Genomic DNA, 18768 nt, shown 5'->3' with positions numbered 1-18768 from the left:
CTCACGGCACCACGGCGTTCAATTGCCGCCAGAGCGCGTCCACCAGCCGCGGCCAAGAATCTCCTTCGTCGTGGTACGCCCCCGAGGTGGCCAGGTAGATCGCTTCGAGCAGCTTGTCGACCGGCAACCCGCCGTACGCATCGCTGCGGCTGACGAACTCCTCGATGATGCGGGACCGGTGGGAGTCGCCGGGATCGAGTGCGTGTGCCGCCACCATTGCAGCCAGTTGTTCGAGGTCCGGGTCCTGGATTTCGAGCCGCAGGCATCGGCGGAGGAAGGCCGGCGGGAAGTCACGGTCGCCGTTGCTGGTGATCACGACGAAGGGGAAAGCCACGCACCGGACCCGGCCGTCCACGACCGTCGCCGTCATGTCGGGGTCGGCCGTGAAGACTTCGACCTCACGGGTCCGGCTGCGCATCCGCACTAGCTCGGGGATGGTGAACTCGCCGTCCTCGAACATGCTCAGCAAGTCGTTCGGAAGATCTGCCTCGCTCTTGTCGAGTTCGTCGATGAGCAGTACGCGGGGCAACCGGCGGGGAAGAAAGACCGTGCCGAGCTCACCAAGCCGGAGGTACTCGCCGATCGGCGGCTCATGGTCGCCCTCCTTCGCGGCCGAACGAGTGCCGGCCGCCTGAGCACGGCCGATAGCGTCGTACGTGTACAGGCCGGCCTTCAACGTGGTGTGGGACGTGATCGGCCACCTGAGCACCCGGCCCAGCCCGAGCTCGCGGGCGACTCGGTAAGCGAGGCTCGATTTGCCGCTGCCGGGCCTGCCGGTCACCAGCAACGGCCGCCGCAGGTACAGCGCCGCATTGACCATGTCGATCTCGTGCGAGTCGGCGTGCCTGGCGATCAGCCGATCCTCCGACCCCAGGCGCCGGGTCGCCTCGCCCTCGTCCGGAGGCACGACGTCCTCGTCCGGCAACGGTCCGCCGTCGAATGCACGCCACGGTGGCGCGGGTGGGAGCAGATCGGCGAGCGTGCCACCGCCGAGCGGACGCCCGGTGCCGCGGTAGATCCACCAGCTTGGCCGTTCAGGACGCTTTTCCCCGTTCATCCGCACTCTCCCGCGTCACATCCGACAGGTAAGGGTCATCCAAGAAAATCAGTCTGCTCGGGTCGTCCCACAAGATCACCAGGTCGTCGGCCGCCCGCAGGTCCACGGGAATCGTCACCTCGAGAAACGCGGCACGCCGGGAATCCTGGGTCCGTACGGGAAGATCGCCGAGTCCACCACCGTCGAGCAGTCCGCCGACAAGTTCACGCACCACTTCGGCCGGCGCGTTGGGGTGCCAAAGCAGAACCGGAATCCCCGTCCGCAATCCCGTCGCCAGCTCGTCCTCCCCGGGACGCGGATGCACCGGCGGCGGTCCGGCGAGCACCATCACCAACCACCGTCCGTCGCTGAGGATGGCGTCGAGCCGATGACGCTTCGCGGTGTCCTGTGACCGGCAGTAATACACCCGTTCAGCGGAGGGACTACCAAGCATCGCTTCCCACCGTATTCGCCACGCGCGATGCCACTGCCGTGAGAACATCCTTTCCAGGGAACGGATGACGATCGGGTAATCGAGGGAAAGCGGCCGAGGATCCCCGGTCTCGTGTTCCTTGCACCACCGGTGGACCGGGAGGTTGACCAGCGCCCGCGGCAAGATGAACTCGAGCGCCACTTCCTCGCGGTATCCCGCCCAAGCACGTTCGGCTTCGACGACCAGCCGATCGACGTGGTGCTCGAGGTCCCCGCCATGGATGGTGACCATCCCGCCACGGGCGGGAGGCCACTCGCGTGGATCTTCCTGTCGCCAATGGGAAACGACGTGCCGGTCGGGGTCGATGCCGTCCACTTCCACCATGATCACAAGGTGCAGACGCAGCCCGGTTCCGGCGTCGCGACTGTGCTTGGCGCGTAGTTCGTGCAAACGAGTTTCACCTTGGACTCGCCGGGCTTGACAAGTGTTCCATTCCCGCAGCTGGTCACCCAGGTGCCGTGGGCATTCGGCGGCGACGAGTTCAATGAAGGTCAGCGCCGGCGGCAGGCCGTGTGCCGGCGTGTTGAGCTCGGTCAGCAGGCAGAACGCCTCCCAGGCATCGCCCGGATCGCCGGGCGGGCACGCGGCGGGGCTAGCCGATCGGCGGAGGAGCGCCCCGAGCCTTGCCGGGGCGACCCCGGCGAGCGCTGAACGCAGCCACAGCAGTTCAGGATCCGGCAGCAGGTCGTGCATCCGCGGTTCGTGCACGAGCCGATGGAGGAGCTCTGCTTCCGAAGAGCCCGGTCGCAACATGCGGACGGCCCGGTCGAGCGCCTGCATCCCGCCATCCGCCCGGGCACAAGCGTTCACGACGTCGATCAGCTGATCTCGTCCTGTAGCGTGTTCGGACAGCGTCAACGAGAAGCCGAGGTTGTCGTGGACCAAGTCCACCAACAGCGACCGGCTAAGCCGGTCGGCGGCCAGCCCGGAGTCGGCGAGGAGATTGACGATTGCCTCCCGAACCGCGACGCGGACCGTCGACGGGGTGTGCAGCTCACGGCTCGATCCGTAAGTTCGTTCTCCCGCCGACACTGGACGAACCACCTCCCGCCCGGCAGCCCGGGAACGGTGATTTTACCCACCGGATCCCTGCGTCGGAGTGGGCAAAAGATGGACAAGGTATGGCGGAAGAGGGCGAGCTGCCGGACTCGCGGAGTCCGGCAGCCACAGGCGAACAGCGCAGCTCCGATAGTTGCGATCAATCAACGACATGCGACGGCGTGGCCTTCCACGTGATGACGGGCACTGCCGCCTGCCTTCCCGCACGAAAGCCGGTGCATCTTCGCGTGCAGACCGATCGATTATAATCACTCGTGCGGCTGCGAGCGCGAACCCGGCTGCGGCGGACGTCCGTTTGCGTCACCTGGACGGCGCACTGCGTCCGTCCCTGTTGTAACCGCCTGAAATGCGGGATAATGCAGACGGGCCGACGGGGTCCGTTCTCCCTGCGAGAAGGGAAAGCGTGATGCAGGCAGCTCGCTCCGGCGCAGAAGAAGGAATCGAATCGGAACTCGTCGATCTCGGCGGCGTTCCACTCACCAGGCTGCGCACGCTGGATGGGAGTGAAATGCGCAGGGCACTACGCCATGCGGTGGAACGCGTCGCCCACATCCCGGTGACCGCCAGCGGAAGCGGCGGCGGCGCGAAACGGGTCGATTGATCGTGGAGGCAGCGGAATCTCCGGACAACGCCACGGAACTCGACCGGCACCAGCTGCTGTGGACGGACTTCGACGAAATCGCGCGTGGCGATGGCGGCCCTGGCCTGCTGCGCAAACTGCGAGCCGCCGAGCGAAGCCGTCGACTGCTGTTGTTGCGCGGTCTGGTCGAAGTGGCCACGAAGTCCGAAGACCTGTACCGCCCGCTGCCGTCACCGGAAACGGCGTGGGAACTGCTGGCCAGGGTCGAACGGGCAGCGCCGCGAGAGCTCGAAGAGATTCTTTCCCACCCGTACACCGGAACCTGGGCCGGCTACACAACCCGGCTCTACCAGCAAGACGTCACCGGGGTCTGCCCGTTCTGGGTCCATCTCGGGTACGTGCACTGCCTGGCCGCGGCGGCCGCCGTCCGCGCCGGAATCACGTTCGAGACGGAGCTGCCGGTGTGGCGCGGGAACGCCGTGCTACCGACGCTCGGGATGGCGCACCTGCGGGCCGAGGCACCGTTTTCCGTTGCCACCGTCCGGAGTTCACACGGCGTCGTGAAAATCCACGACCGGCACTCTGTGGTCCACCTGCCCGAACACCCGTCCACCGACGCACCCGGGTGGTCCGGGCTCCGGAATACGGTTTTGTGGGCCGGCGAGCAGCGGCTCGCGATCCGGCTAGACGATCTGGATCCGTATCGCGGGCTTTATGAGCCGACGCAACCGGAGCGCTTGCACCCGATCGATGTCGAATCGTGGCGAACGGTGCTCGACGGTGCCTGGCAGCTGCTCGTCCGGCACCTGCCCGCCGTCGCGCAGACCTTGCCAGAAGGTCTGGACTCGCTCGTGCCCGCGCCCGCCATGCCGTTCCGCCTGCCGAGTGCCTCGACGGGTGAAGCGTTCGGCAGCGCGATAATCGCATATGGCGAGGATCCCGCCACGCTCGCCGCAGCACTCGTCCACGAGTTCCAGCACATCCGCTTGGGCGGTCTGCTGCATCTCGTGCGGATCAGCGAGGACGACCCGAGGGAACGGCTATACGCGCCGTGGCGCTCGGATCCGCGCCCGATCGGTGGTGTGCTCCACGGTATATACGCTTTCTTCGGTGTGACATCGTTCTGGCGCGCTCTGGCCACGGCCGAACCCAGCCACGAGCTCGCCGCTTTCGAATTCGCTCTGTGGCGCGAGCAGGTCTGGCGCACACTCACCGCAGTTCACGCCGATTCGAGCATTACCCCAGCCGGCCGCCGGTTCCTCGACGGCGTTGCCGTGGAACTCCGGCCGTGGCAGACCGAACCGGTCGCCGCATGCCCCCGCAGGTGGGCTCGCTTTGTCGCCGGGGACCACTACGCGGTCTGGCGGACAAGGCATTTGCGTCCCGACCCCGGCGTGGTCGCCGAACTGGCAGCTGCCTGGCGGGAAGGGCTCTCGCGGCCCCGATGTGCCGTGGCCGGGCCGCCGGAACCCCGGGTGCCAACGCCGGTTCCGGACGGGGATTGGCCGGACGCTCGAACAGACCTGATCCGGCTTCTCCTGGGTCCGGACGGTGCAATCCGGTTCGCCGAGCACGCGTCTTCAGTGCCGGGTGCAACGCAAGCAGACAGGCACTTCGTCGCCGGACGGGCGACGGAAGCGGCAGCCGGGTACCGGGACCTGCTCGCCGTGACCCCGGACGACCCGTCGGCACTGGTCGGCCTGGGCCTCGCCCTTTCGGCGCGAAGCACCGGACCGGCGTCACGGGCATTGCTGCACCGCCCGGAATTGGTCCGGGCGGTGCATCGCCTGCTGCGCGATGAGCCAGGAACGACTCCGCCCGTGGAAGCGATCGCCGGCTGGCTGGGGCGGTTCACCCACTGAACCACTCGACCGGAGGATTTCCCTACAACGGCATCGGATCGATGTCGCAGTCCGCCCGGACGCCGTCGGACGCCGACATCGTACCCGGGTGTTCTTCCCCGAGTACCAGCCGGTACCGCGTCATCACGTCCTCGTACAGAGCGTCCGCCTCGGTGGTGTGCCCGGTGGCCCGCAGGTCCAGCGACCGGTTGAGCTGCACTGCCAAGGTGGTCGGGTGGTCTTCGCCCAGGACACGACGGGATCGGTCCAAGAGGTCGGCATCAAGGGCGACTGCCTCCTCGACCCGGTCGAGTGCGAAAAGGTCGCTGGCCAGGTTGATCCCGCAGACAATTGTGTGAGGGTGGTCCTCACCCAACTTCTCACTCAACCCGGCTCGCGCCTTTTCATCGACCACACGCGCGCTCGCGGGATCACCGCCGAGCCGAAGGCTCACACCGAGGTCGAGCTGCGCCGACAGCGTGTGCGGGTGGCTTTCCCCGAGGTTCTCCCGATAAAGGTTGTAAACCTCCTCGCCGAGTGCCTTGGCTTCCGCGAACCTGTGCGCATGCCGGAGGTCGATGGAATGCCCGAGTGCGCAGGCCATCGCGTTCGGGTGACTGTTGCCATAGCGGATGCGGAACCTGCGCAGAGCGTCGCTCGAAAGTTCGAGCGCTGTGTCGTGGTCGCCGTCCTTGCGATACGACACCGATTGGTAGTAGCGGCGGCGCAACGTCCCGATGCTGTCGCCACCGAAGAGTTGTTCGGCTCGCTCTGCGATTCGCTCGATCTCGATCTTGGCCCAGGGGTAGTGTCCGAGTTCGCGACGAGCGAGTACGAGCAGTACCTGTGTGGCGATCGTCTCGACGTTGTCGAAGCCGAAGGTTTCAACACGGCGAGAGTAGGTTTTCTCAGCAAGTTCGCGCGCTTCCGCGTACTCCCCGGTCAGCAGGAGCGCGACGATGAAATCGTGCGCGGCGCCTAGGGTGACAGGGTCGTCTTCGCCGAACAGGTTGCGGGCATTGGCATAAATTTCCCCATTGCGCTGCCGGGCCTCGGAGAAGGCACCCCGCGCCTTGAGGATGAGCGCGTAAGTGAGCTGCGCGCCCAGCGTCTCCTCACTGGCCGGCCCGAGGGTTGTCTTGTAGCGCTCCAGCGTGTCATCGGCGACCTTGGTGGCGTCGTCGTACCGTCCGACCACCCAGTAGAGGAACGCGAGCTGTTTGGATGCGTTCAGTTCCAACAGTGGCGGGTCTTCAGCCAGCTGTTCGCCTCGGACCGCACGCTGCTCACGATCGGACGCCCACGCCTTGACAGCCCGCTCGGCGAGGGCGAGTGCACCCTCGTGGTCACCCCAGTGGTAAAGGAACATAAACAGGTTGATCACCAGCTGACGCGCCCACGGATCGTCGCAGTCGGTCAGCTCGGCATCATAGATGTGCGGGAGAATTTCTAAGTAACGCGACCAAGTCTCAGTTGAGGCCGGATCGTTGGGGTCCAGTTTCGCCAGCAACAGGTGTGCGCCGTGACGCATTTCCGTCCGGTGCTGGTCGCTCATCCTCTCGCGCAGAACTAGTTGCACCAGTCGGTGTAGCAGCAGGGTGTTGCTGCGGTGGTCGATCTTCGCCAGGCTGTAGCGGTTGACGTCACGGATCGCGCGTCCGAGCCTCATGGGGTCGCGCAACGCTGCGTCGAGTTCTGGAGCAATGGATGCCTCGCGCACCCCGGTGAACAGACTGCGCGAGATGGGCTCCGGGGCGAAGAAGGCGCAGACTTGGAGCAGCTGGTGCGCTGCTGGGCTGCGGGAGCTCAACTCGTCGAACGAGACGTTCCACGCCGCGGCGACGGAAACTTCGTAGTCATTGGGTGCGGCGGTGTCAAGTATTTCGGTGACCTTCTCGTCGAACAGGGCCAGGTAGTCCTGCGCCGGCATCCCGGTCTCGGCCAGCCAGGCGGCCGCCTGCTCGATGGCCAGCGGCAGGTCGCCGAGCTTCTCGGCGATGAGGTCGGCGTCGGCGTCGGCGAGTTCGGAACGACGCAGCGCCAGTAGGTTCTTGCTCTCATCTCGCTGGAAAACTGCGACTTCCAGCGGCCGCGCGATACCGGCCCAACTGGGGTTGCGCGAGGTCACCAAGATCTGCCCCGGTCCGTCCACCGGGAAGAACGGCCGCACCATGGCCGGATCCTCGGCGGAGTCGAAGACCAGGAGCCAGCGCCGGTAGGGACGGCCCAGCCGCAAAGCCTCCTGGACCGCCGGAACGGCGGTGATGGCTTCTTCGGCGCCGGGCAGCCGCAGGTGCTGGGCGAGTTCAGTGAGGGACCTGCGGATCTGGGTCGCCTGGGTCGCCTGGATCCACCAAACTATGTCGTAGTCCCTCAGATGCCGGTAGATATATTCCACCGCCATCTGAGTCTTGCCGATGCCTCCCATTCCGTGCAATGCTGCAGGCAGGACGGCTGTCGTCCCGGCTTCAAGGCGTTCGCTCAATTGATCGAGCAGTTCACGCCTTCCAGTGAAATTGGGGTTCTTGGGTGGTACTGCACCCCAAACGGGTGGCGCCTCGTCCCCGGTGCGGCGTTCGCTTCGGCTGGTCACATCGGCGACCTCGCGGACGATCTTAGTCCGTATGGCCGCAGACGGTTCGGTAACCGGTGGCGGTATATCGACATTCTCGGTGTCAGGCTGGACTGCGGCTGCTGCGGGCTTGCTCGAGGAACCCGCTGATTTGAGTTCCTGCGCCATGATGTCACTCACCGCCGGAATCCTAGCCGTTGGGTTGCCGCCGCGTTGACCAATGGCCGCGATTCTACCCTCCAGCCGGTCCGCGCGGGACAAATAAGGCCCGGATAGCGCACGCATAAGGTCACGCTCGAGGGCGATGTCCGCCGGAGTCGCTGCAGGCAGCGACGGGTCAGGCGTAGCGTCCGGAGCTGCCAGTGCGGCCTGCAGACGTGCCAGCACCGGATTCTGGTCACCGAAGCGCCGCGACGCGCTGATCACCGCATGGGCCGTGTCCGAGCGTCGCGCGCCTCGCAGGAGCAACTGACGGACGTGGTCGGAGAACTCCCAGTGCACGCGGTCCCACGGAGTTCCGTCCCGGACCCGTTCCAGCAGTCCGCTCGTGAACACCTCGGCAAGGTGACCGGGCCCGGAACCCGGGATCAGCTCCGCCTGCAGGGTCCGGGCAACGCCGACATCCACCGGCACCCCCGCCAGCAACGTCGCAAGCCGGAACGCTGACGGAGAAGCGAAACTCTGAAACTGCTTCACTTTTTCCCGTGCGGACCGTTCCGGCTGCTGTCCCGTACCGCGATCACCCGGTCGTGGCTCATCGCGGGCGAGCATCACCGCGGCTTTGCGGTCGATACCACCCACTCCGGTGACCATAGAAGCCCACCAGCCGAGCCACCGGTCCTGCAGCGCGAGCACGGGCAGGGCGACTGCACCGACGGTGAACTCGGCGGCCTCGGCCGGCTCCAAGAGCACATCGGCCGACCGCACGCGGTAAGTGCTGTTGGGCCGCAATGGCCCGGGCGGGTTGAGCACCGCCTGGTGGATCCCCAATCCGCCACGAAGCCAGAGACGCTGCGGCAGCAAGTGCACGATTGCGACCGGCATGACCCGGCCCCACCTGGCGAGCATCGGCGAAACGAGGTCTCGATGCCACGCGTCGCTGATCCCGTCGGTCACGACCAGCAGCAGACTCCGATCCGACGCGCCGATGACCTCGCCTGCCCCGCGCGCGGGAGCGTCGGCTGTACCACCGCGCAGGGTCGGGCCGAGGATCTCACCCCCTTCGGCGGTCCCGGTCTTGCCGGTCTCCAGCAGCCGGACCCGAACGGACCTGAACACTCCCGAGCGTTCCAGCAGCCGGACGAACGCGCTCACGGTCGGCGTCCACAGCGCCATCGACGGGGAGGAGTCGACGATGAGCGTCAAGTCGAGCCAGCGACCACGCCGCCGCCTGGTGACCGGCAGCCACGCCCCTGTCTGCGCCGCTTCCTCCGCAGTGCGGTCTTCATCAAGCTCGACGTCGTCCACCAGCTTCGAAAACACCCTCCGTTTGAAGGGGCGGAGAGCACGGACCAGCTCAGCGACGCCGGGCAGAACCGGCGTCGGCGTCGAGGCGGCAAGGCCCGCGTCGGGTGAGGATCTCCCAGCCTGCGGTGCGAGCGAATCGCCACTTCCCGTAGTTTCGGCGGTGAACGAAGGTCGGTCGGCTACCGGGGGTTCACCAGCGGGTTCGCTCTCATCCGCAGTATGTGCGAGCGGGTGTTCGTCGGCCTCGCGCGGACGCGGCTCGCGGCGCGCTCGCCGATTCTCCGGGTGCTCCGGCAGCGGGGCGGCCGGCCGTTCCGGAGGCACCATCGGCCGAACTGCCGGCGCCGAGACCTCGTCGATGGCCGCCGTGAGCCACAGGGCGTCGCCGAGTTCGGTCCACGTCAGGTCGTGGTCACCCGTAGTGGGATCCGGCCGCTCCGGCATCTCACGGCACCTGCTGGCTGAGCTGCCGCCAGAGCGAATCGACGAGCCGCGGCCACGCTCCGTCCTCCGGCCGGTAGGCACCAGAAGTGGCCAGGAAGACCGCGTCGAGCAATTTGTCCGCAGGCAGGCCCCCGACGGCCGCGCTGCGCGCGATGAAGTCTTCGATCAGCCCGGCGCGGCTGCCCTCTGCGTCCAAGGCATGTGCCGCAACCATCGCCGCGAGCTGACCGGCGTCCGGCTCACGAGTCTCAAGCCGCAGACACCGTCGAAGGAACGCAGGTGGGAACTCCCGTTCGCCGTTGCTGGTGATCACCACGATCGGGAACGCCGAGCAGAGGACCCGGCCGTACTGGATCTCGGCGGTGTAGCCGGGATCGGCGGTGAACACTTCGGCCGACGTCGAACGCCGTGCATCCCTGGCCAGCTCGGGGATCACGAATTCGCCGTCTTCGAACAGGCCCAGCAGGTCATGGGGCAAGTCCGACTCCGACTTGTCCAGTTCGTCGACCAGGAGCACGCGCGGCAGCCGTCGCGGCAGGAAAGCCGTGCCGAGCTCACCCAACCGGACGAATTCGCCGATGGGGACCTCGCCCGGCGCCCCCTTTCCGGCACCGCCAAGTTCTTTCCATGCCGCGGCGGCTTGCACGCGGCCGATCGCGTCGTAGTCGTACAGCCCCGATTTCAACGTGGTCTGCGAAGTGATGGGCCAGCGAAGGACGCGCCCCAGCCCGAGCTCTCGCGAAATCCGGTAGGCCAGGGACGACTTGCCACTTCCCGGACGCCCGGTCACCAACAACGGCCGCCGCAAATACAGCGCCGCGTTGACCATCTCCGCCTCGTGCGGGTCGACATCCCGTGCAGAGTAACTGAGCTCGGTTCCCAGCTTGCGCTCGATCTCGCCGTCATCCGGTGGGAAGACGTCCCGCTCCGGGAGCGTGGCCCCCCGGAACGTGCGCCACGGCGGCGGATCCGGCAACCGGTCAGCCAGCCGGACGTCGTGAAGCGGCCGTCCGGTCCCGCGGTAAATCCACCAATCGGGCGGACTGTCCGGATGCGGTGAACCGCCGCTCCGGTGGTCAGGAAGCTCGGTCACTTCGGTCAACACCTCCTCCGGAGTGCCCCACGATCCCGGTTTCCGCAATGGGAAGCAATCGATTTGGGTCGTCCCATAGCACCACCAGGTCCGTTAGTGCTCCACCATCGCCTGACGACGGTGGATCCCGAAGCGCGTCCAGCCGAGACTCCCTTACCAGAGCGGGCAAATCACCCAATCCGCCCCTGCTTTCGGCTAACCACGCTACCACTTCACGAACGACTTCCGAAGGGGCTGTGGGGTGCCAGACGATGACCGGGACCCCGGTCCGCAACGCCGGCAAAAGCTCGTCCTGCCCGGAGATCGCGCTGACCGGCGGCGATTCGGTCAACACGGTCATCGCCCATTGCTCATTGCTCAATATCGCTTCGAGCCGAAGTGGATCGCGCCGGTCCTCAGCCTGGCAGAAATACACCCGATCGAACGAAGAATCGCCGACCCACGACTCCCACCGCTTCCGCCAGACGCGGTGCCAGCGCGGAGCACTCATCCGTTCCAGGGACCGCACGACGGTTTGATAGCCGAGGTACAGTGGCCTCGGCGCGCCGGAAGCACGCTCAGTCGCCCAGGAATGCACGGGAAGGTTCAAGAGCGCACGCGGCAAGACGAACTCGACCACCACGTCGGAGATCACCTCCGACCAAGCTTGTTCGGTTTCAGCGATCAACACGTCGACGCGGCGTTCCAACTCGCTCTCGCGGACCAGCTCGGCGTCGCCCTCCGACAGCAACCAGTCGTCCGGATCTTCCTGTCTCCAACAGGAAAGTTCATACAAGTCTTCCTCGATGGGATCCGGGCGCACCGCGATCAAGAGGTGGAGCCGGGCCGGAGCCGGACGGACAGCCGCCAGTTCCGCTCGCAGCTGCCCCAAGGCGTCCCCGAGGCGGAGCCGCCGCACCTGCCCGTCGGACCACGCACGCAATTCGGCCGCGAGGTCGTCGTCGCATTCGGCGGCGATCAGTTCGACAAAGATCAACAATGGCGGTAACTCACCGGGGCCGGCGTTGAAATCGGCGAGCCCGGAGAAGGCCGAGGATGCATCGTCATAGCGAGGCGGCGGCGAGACGTAGCGAGCGGCGCGGCGCACCGCCATGCCGAGCCCCGGCGGCGCAAAACCCGTCAACCTTTCCCGGAGTTTCTCTTGTTCAGCCTCGGGGACTACTTCGTGCATCCGGACCGACGTCACGAGGGCGCGCACCTCCGCGCACTCCTTGCTGCCAGGACGGAGGAAATCGATCACGTCCGCCAGGGCATTCAGTCCTTCCGCGAGGCGGCAGCACGCGGAAACGATCTCGATCAATTGGTCACGCCCGGTCAACTGGTCCGAAAAGGTGAACGGGTGATCGAGCGCCTCCCGCAGTTCGCTCACCATCAGGGCGCGTATGGATTTGTCGTCGGCGAAGCCGGCCACCACCAGCACGTCCACCACTGCCTTGCGGACCGCGATACCCAGGCCGGGATGCCCCTGCTTCACCCTCACCTCCACCCCCGAGATGCGCACCGAAGATCGTGAGTTTACCTGTTCGGCGTAATCACAAAAGGGCAAAAACCTGACACGCGCGACACCACGGAAAGCAGGGCTGGCTGCTTCACCGCGTTGGTCGCTCAGGCCACTCGTCGATGATCGCGCCCAGCGCCACCACCTGCGGTGATTCCGGTTCGACGGTCCGGACCGCGGCAAGCAAGGCCGCGAGGCCGCCCTCGAAGCGCAGGCACGTGCGCGCCAGCGCGATCACTTGCAGGCGGTCCTCGGCGTGGTGGGGCACGAGATCGGCAATTTCCCGACGCGGGAACAACTCCAGCACCAGTTGCCGGCTTTGCGACTTGCGCACGCACGACACCGCGAGCAACGCCTCCACGAGCGCCGGAAAGTCCGGAGCCGCGGGCGAAGCGGGCGCGAACACCGGGAACCCGTTCGTAACGAAGCCCAGCAGCCGCAGCCAAGCCTCGGTCTTCGTTTCCTTATTCTCGATGGGGATCCGGCGATACGAGGGCGCGTCCGCAGCCGGGTCCGCGCGGACGACGTCCTGGTAGAACGTGTTTGACACGACCAAGGCGAGCGCGGCTTTCGACTTCTTCAACGCATCCTTGACCTCCGCCGCGTCCAGCAGGCGGAACGCGTAACTGTTCGCGTCGCTGATCGTTCCGTGACTTCCCTGGTACACCTCACCCGCGTGGAGGGCCACCCTCAGGCGCACGTTCGCCGCAGCGGCGTGCACCTCGTTGTACCGGCGCAGCTCGGCCAGCATCCGGTCGGGCAACTGGGCCACCAGGTCCGCCTTCGCCACCTCAGGGGGCAAGTGGATCATCACCCCGTCGCCGGTGTTCTCCATGAACAGGGTGTCCCACGGGATCCCGGCCTCCGCGAACGCCGTGCGCATGAGCTTCCAGAAGCCGTCGTGGACGACGAGCCGATGCGCTGTCGTGCGTTTCGGATCGTTGTAGCCGGCGATGTCGACAGCCATGATCGTTTTGTGGTGCGCAGCCGAATGCACGACCCACCTCCCCGCGTCCTCGCTCATTGTCCCAGACCCATGCACGCTCGGCCATGTTCGCGTAGAGCGTTACGCGTAAACCGGACCTTCTTGACCTTGTTTCGTCCATAATTCGTCGTGCCCACGACACGCCTGGACCTGGTGAGCGCGGATGAGGACCACCGCGTCTCCACCATCGAGCTCTTCTTCGACCTCGTCTTCGTCTACGCCATCACCCAGATCACCCAGCTGATGGCCGATCACCTGAGCCCCACCGGTGTCGGGCAGGGGGTGGCCATGCTCGCCGTTCTGTGGTGGTGCTGGTGCTCCTACGCCTGGCTCGGGACCACCATCCACGTCGACCACGGCATTGCCCGGCTGGCCATGTTCGGGGCCATGGCCGTGATGTTCCTGGTGTCGCTGACCATCCCCGAAGCCTTCGTCGACCACCCCGGCGGGCTGTACGCGCCCGCGTTGTTCGTCGGCTGCTACGCGCTCGTGCGGGTGCTGCACCTCGTTGCCTACCTCGGGGCCGCGCAGCACGATCCCGCCTTGAAACGGGTTCTGCTCAAGATGTTCGCCGGGCTGCTGCCGAGCGTCGTCCTGCTCGGTGTGGCCGCCTTCCTGAGCGGGCCGTGGCAGCTCGGGTTGTGGGTCGCCGCCTTGGGAATCGATTACCTCAACGTCTACCTCAGCGGGCCGGAGGGCTGGCGGCTGAACTCGCCCGCGCACTTCGCCGAGCGGTTCGGGCTCATCGTGATCATCGCGCTCGGGGAGTCGATCGTCGCGATCGGGATCGGGATCGGGGCGCTGCCGATGTCGTGGCTCGTCGCGGGCGCGGCCGTGTGCGGGCTGGCGCTGGCCGCCGGGATGTGGTGGACCTACTTCGACGTCGTCGCGCGCGTGTCCGAACACCGGCTCGCCCAGGCGACCGGGACCGAGCGCACGAAGCTCGCCACCGACTCCTACACCTTCCTGCACCTGCCGCTGATCGCCGGCATCGTGCTGGTCGCCCTCGGCCTCAAGAAGGCCTTCCTCTCCATCGCCGACACCGAGCACCACACCCCCGGCGAAGCCCTGCACGGCGTCCCCATCTGGACGCTCACCGGCGGCCTCGCGCTCTACCTGATCGCGCTGAGCGCCCTGCGCAAGCGCAACCTCGGCAGCTGGAACGTCCAGCGGCTCGTGCTCGGCGTGCTCCTGGTCGCGGTGACGCCGGTCCTGGAACACGTGCCCGCCGCCGTGCTGCTGCTCGCCGCGGCCGGGCTCGTGCTCGGGCTCATCGCCTTCGAGCGGCTGCGGTTCGGCGAATGGCGGCGGAAGGTGCACGCCGAGCACTCATAGCAATCCGGGACCGACGACCGACAGCAGCTGCAGCTTCTCCGCGTCCTCAGTCCCGGGCGTGGCCGTGAACACCAGCAGCACCTGGCCGAGGTCGTCGGTGAAGAGCAGCTGGCAGTCGAGCGCGATCTCGCCGACGCCGGGGTGCACGATCGTCTTGCGCCGCTCGAACGGCACCGCGACCTCGTGCGCCTCCCACAGCTTCGCGAACTCCGCGCTCTTCGCGGTCAGCAGCCGCGCGAGTTCGGTGGCGCGGGGGTCGGTCGCGCTGGCGGCCCGCAGCTTCGCCACCAGGAAGCGCGCGTGGCGCACGCGATCGGGCGCCGGGTAGATCCGCTGCTCCGCCGGGTCGGTGAACCACCGGTAGACGGCGCTGCGCGCGGGCCCGCGGTGGCCGGTCTCGGTGCCGAGCAGGGCCTCGGCGGGGCGGTTCTGCACCAGCGTCTCGCCGAGGTTCGACATCACCTGCGCGGGCGTGTCGTGCAGCCGGTCCAGCACGCGCATCAGCGCCGGGCTGACGTGGTCCGCGCGCGACACCCGCGTCGGTGCGGTGTGGCCGGCCAGCCGGAACAGGTGGTCGCGCTCGTCCAGGGTGAGCCGCAGGCCGCGGGCGAGCGCGGCGAGCAGCTGCTCCGACGGCCGCGGCCCGCGCTGCTGCTCGAGCCGCGTGTAGTAGTCCGCCGACATGCCCGACAGCGCCGCGACCTCCTCGCGCCGCAGGCCGGACGTGCGGCGGCGCTGCCCCGGCGGCAGCCCGACGTCGTCCGGCCGCAGGGCTTCGCGGCGGCGGCGCAGGAAGTCGGCGAGTCCGGTGCGGTCCACGTCCTCGATTATCGGCGCCCGTCCGCCCGGTGCCAGGGATCACCGATCCCCCGATCGGCGCACTCTGCCGCGGCCTCCCCGGCCCGGCGACGCTGAGCGCATGACCACTTACCTCGTCACCGGGGCCGGCAGCGGCCTCGGCGCCATCACCGCCCGCGAACTCGCCGCCACCGGCGCCCGCGTCGTGCTCGCCGTCCGCGACCCCGCCCGCGTCACGCCGCCGCCGGGCGACACCGAGGTCCGGCGCCTCGACCTCGCCGACCTCGCCTCGGTGCGCGCGTTCGCGGCCGGCTGGGCGGGCGACCTCGACGTCCTGATCAACAACGCCGGCGTGATGGCCGTGCCGCACGCGAAGACCGCCGACGGCTTCGAGACGCACATGGCCGTCAACCACTTCGGCCCGTTCCTGCTGACCAACCTGCTCCTGCCGCACGTCACCGGCCGGGTGGTCACGGTGTCGTCGAACCTGGCGCGGCGGGGCAAGCTCCCGCTCGACGACCTGAACTGGGAGCACCGCCGGTACTCGGCGCTGGGCGCGTACAACCAGTCGAAACTGGCGAACCTGCTGTTCACGCACGAACTGCAGCGGCGGCTCTCCGAGGCCGGGCGGGACACGCTCGCCGTCGCGGCGCACCCGGGTGTCGCGCGGACCGGGCTCGACCGGCACTTCCGCGGCGTGCGCGCCGCCGTGGTGAAAGCGCTTTACCCGGTGATCGCGCAGAAGAAGCCCGAGTACGGGGCCCGGCCGATCCTGTTCGCCGCCACCGGAGACGTCCCGGGCGGCGCCTACGTCGGGCCCGGCGACCGGTCGGGCGGCCGGCCGAAGCTCGAACGGCAGCGCAGCGTGGACAGCGACCTGGCCCGCCGGCTCTGGGAGGTGTCGGCCCGGCTCACTGGGGGATGAACCCCGCACTGGCGCGATCCCGCCCGCCGGGTTAACCTACTCGCGAGTAGGTAACGGGATGGAGGGCCACATGGCTGCGCCAAGGAAACGGGACGCGATGGGCTGGGGCCTGTCCGCGCTGACCCGGCTGGCCGGGAACAAGGTCGTCGAGCGAGCCGGGCTGCGCAAGCCCCTCGAAGGCCTGGTCACCGCGGGGACCCGCAACGGCTTCCGCGTCGCCGGGGCGGCGAGCCGGTCGTTCAAGTCCGTGCAGAGGCTCGGGAAGCCCGCCCGGCTCGCGCCGGCCACCGACACCGGGCTGTTCGACCTCACGCCGAGCGAGGACCAGCAGCTCATCGTCGAGACGGTGACCGAGTTCGCCGCCGAGCAGCTGCGGCCGGCCGCCGCGGACGCCGACGCCAAGCTCCAGGCGCCCGAGGGACTGCTGAGCCGGGCCGCCGAACTGGGCATCAGCCTGGTCGGCATCCCCGAGGAGCTGGGCGGCGTCGGCACCGAGCGCTCGGTGGTGACCAACGCGCTCGTCGCGGAAGCGCTCGCCCACGGCGACATGGGCCTGGCCGTGGCCGTGCTCGCGCCCTCGGCGGTGAGCACCGCGCTGGTCAGCTGGGGCGACGAGCAGCAGCAGGCCGACTACCTGCCCGCGTTCGTCGGCGAGCACGTCCCGGCCGCCGCGCTCGCGCTGCAGGAGCAGAAAGCGCTGTACGACCCCTTCAAGCCGGCGACGAAGGCGCGTCGCACCCCGAAGGGCTACCAGCTCGACGGCGTGAAGGCGCTGGTCCCGCGGGCGGCGCAGGCGGAGCTGTTCATCGTCTCGGCCGACCTCGAAGGCCGCGGTCCGGCGCTGTTCATCGTCGAGTCGTCGAGCGCCGGGGTGTCCATCGAGGCCGAGCCGGCGATGGGCCTGCGCGGCGCCGCGACCGGCAAGCTGCACCTGGAGGGCGTTTCGCTCCCCGCGGGCGCGCTGCTCGGCGGCGGGAAGGCGGACGTCTTCGCCGAGGTCGTCCGGCTGTCGCGGCTGGGCTGGGCCGCGCTGGCCGCCGGCACCGCGAAGGCCGTCCTCGACTACGTCGTCCCCTACGTCAACGAGCGGGTGGCGTTCGGCGAGCCGATCAGCCACCGGCAGGCGGTGGCGTTCTCCGTCGCCGACATCGCGATCGAGCTGGAGGGCTTGCGGCTGGTCACGCTGCGCGCCGCGGCGCGCGCCGAGCAGGGCAAGCCCTACGCCCGCGAGGTCGCGCTGGCCCGGAAGCTGGCCACGGACAAGGGCATGCAGATCGGCAGCGCGGGCGTGCAGCTGCTCGGCGGGCACGGCTTCGTCAAGGAGCACCCGGTCGAGCGCTGGTACCGGGACCTGCGGGCCATCGGCGTCATGGAAGGCGCCGTCCTTCTCTAGGCTTTGGGAAAGGCAAGTCATGATCAACCTGGAAGTCCCCAAGAAGGCCGGCGCGCTGATCAACCAGGCGTACCAGGCCGCGGCCGAGGTGTTCCGGCCGATCTCGCGCAAGTACGACCGCGCGGAACACACGTACCCGACCGAGCTCGACATGTTCGCGGCGCTGCTGGACGGGCTGAACTCCTCCGGCGAGGGCGGCGCGGGCGCGGCCGGCGTCCGCCGCTCCGGCGCGGACGATTCGGCCAAGGGGAACCGCAACGGCGCCAACCTGAACGTCGTCCTCGGCACGATCGAGATGTGCTGGGGCGACGTCGGACTCCTGCTGTCGATGCCGCGCCAGGGCCTGGGCAACGCGGCGATCAGCTCGGTGGCCACGGACGAGCAGCTCGAGCGGTTCTCGGGCATGTGGGCCGCGATGGCGATCACCGAGCCGGGCTTCGGCTCCGACTCGGCGGCGGTCAGCACGACGGCCCGCCTCGACGGCGACCACTACGTGCTGAACGGCGAGAAGATCTTCGTGACGTCGGGTGAGCGCGCGGACGCGGTGGTCGTCTGGGCGACATTGGACAAGAGCAAGGGCCGGGCGGCGATCAAGTCGTTCGTGGTGGAGAAGGGCACGCCGGGCTTCGAGGTGGTGCGCACCGAGCACAAGCTCGGCATCCGCGCCTCAGACACGGCGGTGCTGCGCTTCGAGAACTGCCGCGTCCCGCGCGAAAACCTCCTGGGCACGCCGGAGATCGACACGAAGAAGGGGTTCGCGGGCGTCATGCAGACGTTCGACAACACGCGTCCCCTCGTGGCGGCGATGGCGATCGGCGTGGCCCGCGCCGCCCTGGACGAGACCCGCAAGATCCTCACCTCGGCCGGCATCCCGATCGACTACGACCGCCCGCCGAACGCCCAGCACGCAGCGGCGGCGGAGTTCCTGCGCCTGGAGGCGGACTACGAGTCGGCGTACCTGCTGACGCTGGAATCGGCGTGGATGGCGGACAACCGCAAGCCGAACTCGCTGCAGGCGTCGATGGCGAAGGCCAAGGCGGGGCGCTCGGGGGTGGAGATCGCGCTGAAGTGCGTCGAACTGACCGGGGCGTACAGCGAGGAGTCGCTGCTCGAGAAGTGGGCTCGGGACGCGAAGATCCTCGATATTTTCGAGGGGACGCAGCAGATTCAGCAGCTGATCGTCGCGAGGCGGATCCTCGGGAAAACGTCCGCCGAACTCAAGTGACAAACGGTGAAGGCCACCTCGAGT

At 68.1% G+C, this 18768-nt stretch carries 13 protein-coding genes; 6 read left to right on the top strand and 7 right to left on the bottom strand.

What is annotated here, in order from left to right; all coding sequences use genetic code 11:
- Window position 1: 1 nt before the first annotated feature.
- Window positions 2-1057: an AAA family ATPase gene (locus ACLJPY_RS10240; RefSeq protein ID WP_410587786.1), complete on the bottom strand. Its 1056-nt coding sequence runs from the start codon at window positions 1055-1057 to the stop codon at window positions 2-4.
- Complete coding sequence (locus tag ACLJPY_RS10235) at window positions 1035-2561, bottom strand: effector-associated domain 2-containing protein (protein ID WP_410587785.1); 1527 nt, start codon at window positions 2559-2561, stop codon at window positions 1035-1037. Before ACLJPY_RS10235 ends, ACLJPY_RS10240 begins: the two co-directional genes overlap by 23 nt.
- A gap of 430 nt (window positions 2562-2991) precedes the next feature.
- On the opposite strand from ACLJPY_RS10235, the gene ACLJPY_RS10230 reads away from it, so the two are divergent.
- Window positions 2992-3189: a hypothetical protein gene (locus ACLJPY_RS10230; protein ID WP_410587784.1), complete on the top strand. Its 198-nt coding sequence runs from the start codon at window positions 2992-2994 to the stop codon at window positions 3187-3189.
- Between the two features lie 2 nt (window positions 3190-3191).
- A complete protein-coding gene (locus ACLJPY_RS10225; protein ID WP_410587783.1) occupies window positions 3192-5030 on the top strand; it encodes an aKG-HExxH-type peptide beta-hydroxylase in 1839 nt (612 codons plus the stop codon).
- Window positions 5031-5052: 22 nt separating this feature from the next.
- Here the strand turns inward: ACLJPY_RS10225 and fxsT are convergent, their stop codons facing one another.
- The 4 genes from fxsT to ACLJPY_RS10205 all read right to left on the bottom strand — a co-directional run bounded on the left by fxsT (window position 5053) and on the right by ACLJPY_RS10205 (window position 13050).
- Window positions 5053-9492: an FxSxx-COOH system tetratricopeptide repeat protein gene (gene fxsT / locus ACLJPY_RS10220; RefSeq protein WP_410587782.1), complete on the bottom strand. Its 4440-nt coding sequence runs from the start codon at window positions 9490-9492 to the stop codon at window positions 5053-5055.
- A 1-nt stretch (window position 9493) separates the two neighbouring features.
- Window positions 9494-10585, bottom strand: a complete 1092-nt coding sequence (locus ACLJPY_RS10215) for an AAA family ATPase (RefSeq protein WP_410588273.1) — start codon at window positions 10583-10585, stop codon at window positions 9494-9496.
- The gene (locus tag ACLJPY_RS10210; RefSeq protein ID WP_410587781.1) at window positions 10569-12059 is read right to left on the bottom strand and encodes an effector-associated domain 2-containing protein; all 1491 of its coding nucleotides are present in this window, start codon (window positions 12057-12059) and stop codon (window positions 10569-10571) included. The genes ACLJPY_RS10215 and ACLJPY_RS10210 overlap by 17 nt, the downstream gene beginning before the upstream one ends.
- A 115-nt stretch (window positions 12060-12174) precedes the next feature.
- Window positions 12175-13050, bottom strand: coding sequence for an effector-associated domain 2-containing protein (locus tag ACLJPY_RS10205; protein WP_410587780.1), 876 nt, complete (start codon window positions 13048-13050; stop codon window positions 12175-12177).
- 147 nt (window positions 13051-13197) lie between these two features.
- Between ACLJPY_RS10205 and ACLJPY_RS10200 the strand changes: the two genes are divergently transcribed.
- Window positions 13198-14403, top strand: a complete 1206-nt coding sequence (locus ACLJPY_RS10200) for a low temperature requirement protein A (RefSeq protein WP_410587779.1) — start codon at window positions 13198-13200, stop codon at window positions 14401-14403.
- Here the strand turns inward: ACLJPY_RS10200 and ACLJPY_RS10195 are convergent.
- The gene (locus ACLJPY_RS10195) at window positions 14398-15222 is read right to left on the bottom strand and encodes a helix-turn-helix transcriptional regulator (protein ID WP_410587778.1); all 825 of its coding nucleotides are present in this window, start codon (window positions 15220-15222) and stop codon (window positions 14398-14400) included. The genes ACLJPY_RS10200 and ACLJPY_RS10195 overlap by 6 nt on opposite strands.
- 100 nt (window positions 15223-15322) lie before the next feature.
- Between ACLJPY_RS10195 and ACLJPY_RS10190 the strand changes: the two genes are divergently transcribed.
- The 3 genes from ACLJPY_RS10190 (at window position 15323) to ACLJPY_RS10180 (ending at window position 18744) form a co-directional block, all read left to right on the top strand.
- Window positions 15323-16126 (top strand): SDR family NAD(P)-dependent oxidoreductase, encoded by an 804-nt coding sequence (locus tag ACLJPY_RS10190; RefSeq protein WP_410587777.1) that lies wholly within the window; start codon window positions 15323-15325, stop codon window positions 16124-16126.
- A gap of 97 nt (window positions 16127-16223) precedes the next feature.
- Entirely contained in the window at window positions 16224-17519 is a 1296-nt protein-coding gene (locus ACLJPY_RS10185; RefSeq protein WP_410588272.1) for an acyl-CoA dehydrogenase family protein, read from the top strand.
- A 19-nt stretch (window positions 17520-17538) separates the two neighbouring features.
- The gene (locus tag ACLJPY_RS10180) at window positions 17539-18744 is read left to right on the top strand and encodes an acyl-CoA dehydrogenase family protein (RefSeq protein ID WP_410587776.1); all 1206 of its coding nucleotides are present in this window, start codon (window positions 17539-17541) and stop codon (window positions 18742-18744) included.
- The last annotated feature ends 24 nt before the right edge of the window (window positions 18745-18768 follow it).

Source organism: Amycolatopsis sp. lyj-23 (assembly GCF_046549135.1).
In the GTDB taxonomy this organism is placed as follows: domain Bacteria; phylum Actinomycetota; class Actinomycetes; order Mycobacteriales; family Pseudonocardiaceae; genus Amycolatopsis.
The sequence above is the reverse complement of the archived record's forward strand: the minus strand, read 5'-3'. Positions and strand labels throughout refer to the sequence as shown.

Excerpts from the sequence above, each read along its gene's own strand:
- ACLJPY_RS10240 (WP_410587786.1), bottom strand. The coding sequence starts at position 1,057 with ATGAACGGGGAAAAGCGTCCTGAACGGCCAAGCTGGTGGATCTACCGC.
- ACLJPY_RS10205 (WP_410587780.1), bottom strand. The coding sequence starts at position 13,050 with ATGGCTGTCGACATCGCCGGCTACAACGATCCGAAACGCACGACAGCG.
- ACLJPY_RS10180 (WP_410587776.1), top strand. The coding sequence starts at position 17,539 with ATGATCAACCTGGAAGTCCCCAAGAAGGCCGGCGCGCTGATCAACCAG.
- ACLJPY_RS10190 (WP_410587777.1), top strand. The coding sequence starts at position 15,323 with ATGACCACTTACCTCGTCACCGGGGCCGGCAGCGGCCTCGGCGCCATC.
- fxsT (WP_410587782.1), bottom strand. The coding sequence starts at position 9,492 with ATGCCGGAGCGGCCGGATCCCACTACGGGTGACCACGACCTGACGTGG.
- ACLJPY_RS10185 (WP_410588272.1), top strand. The coding sequence starts at position 16,224 with ATGGGCTGGGGCCTGTCCGCGCTGACCCGGCTGGCCGGGAACAAGGTC.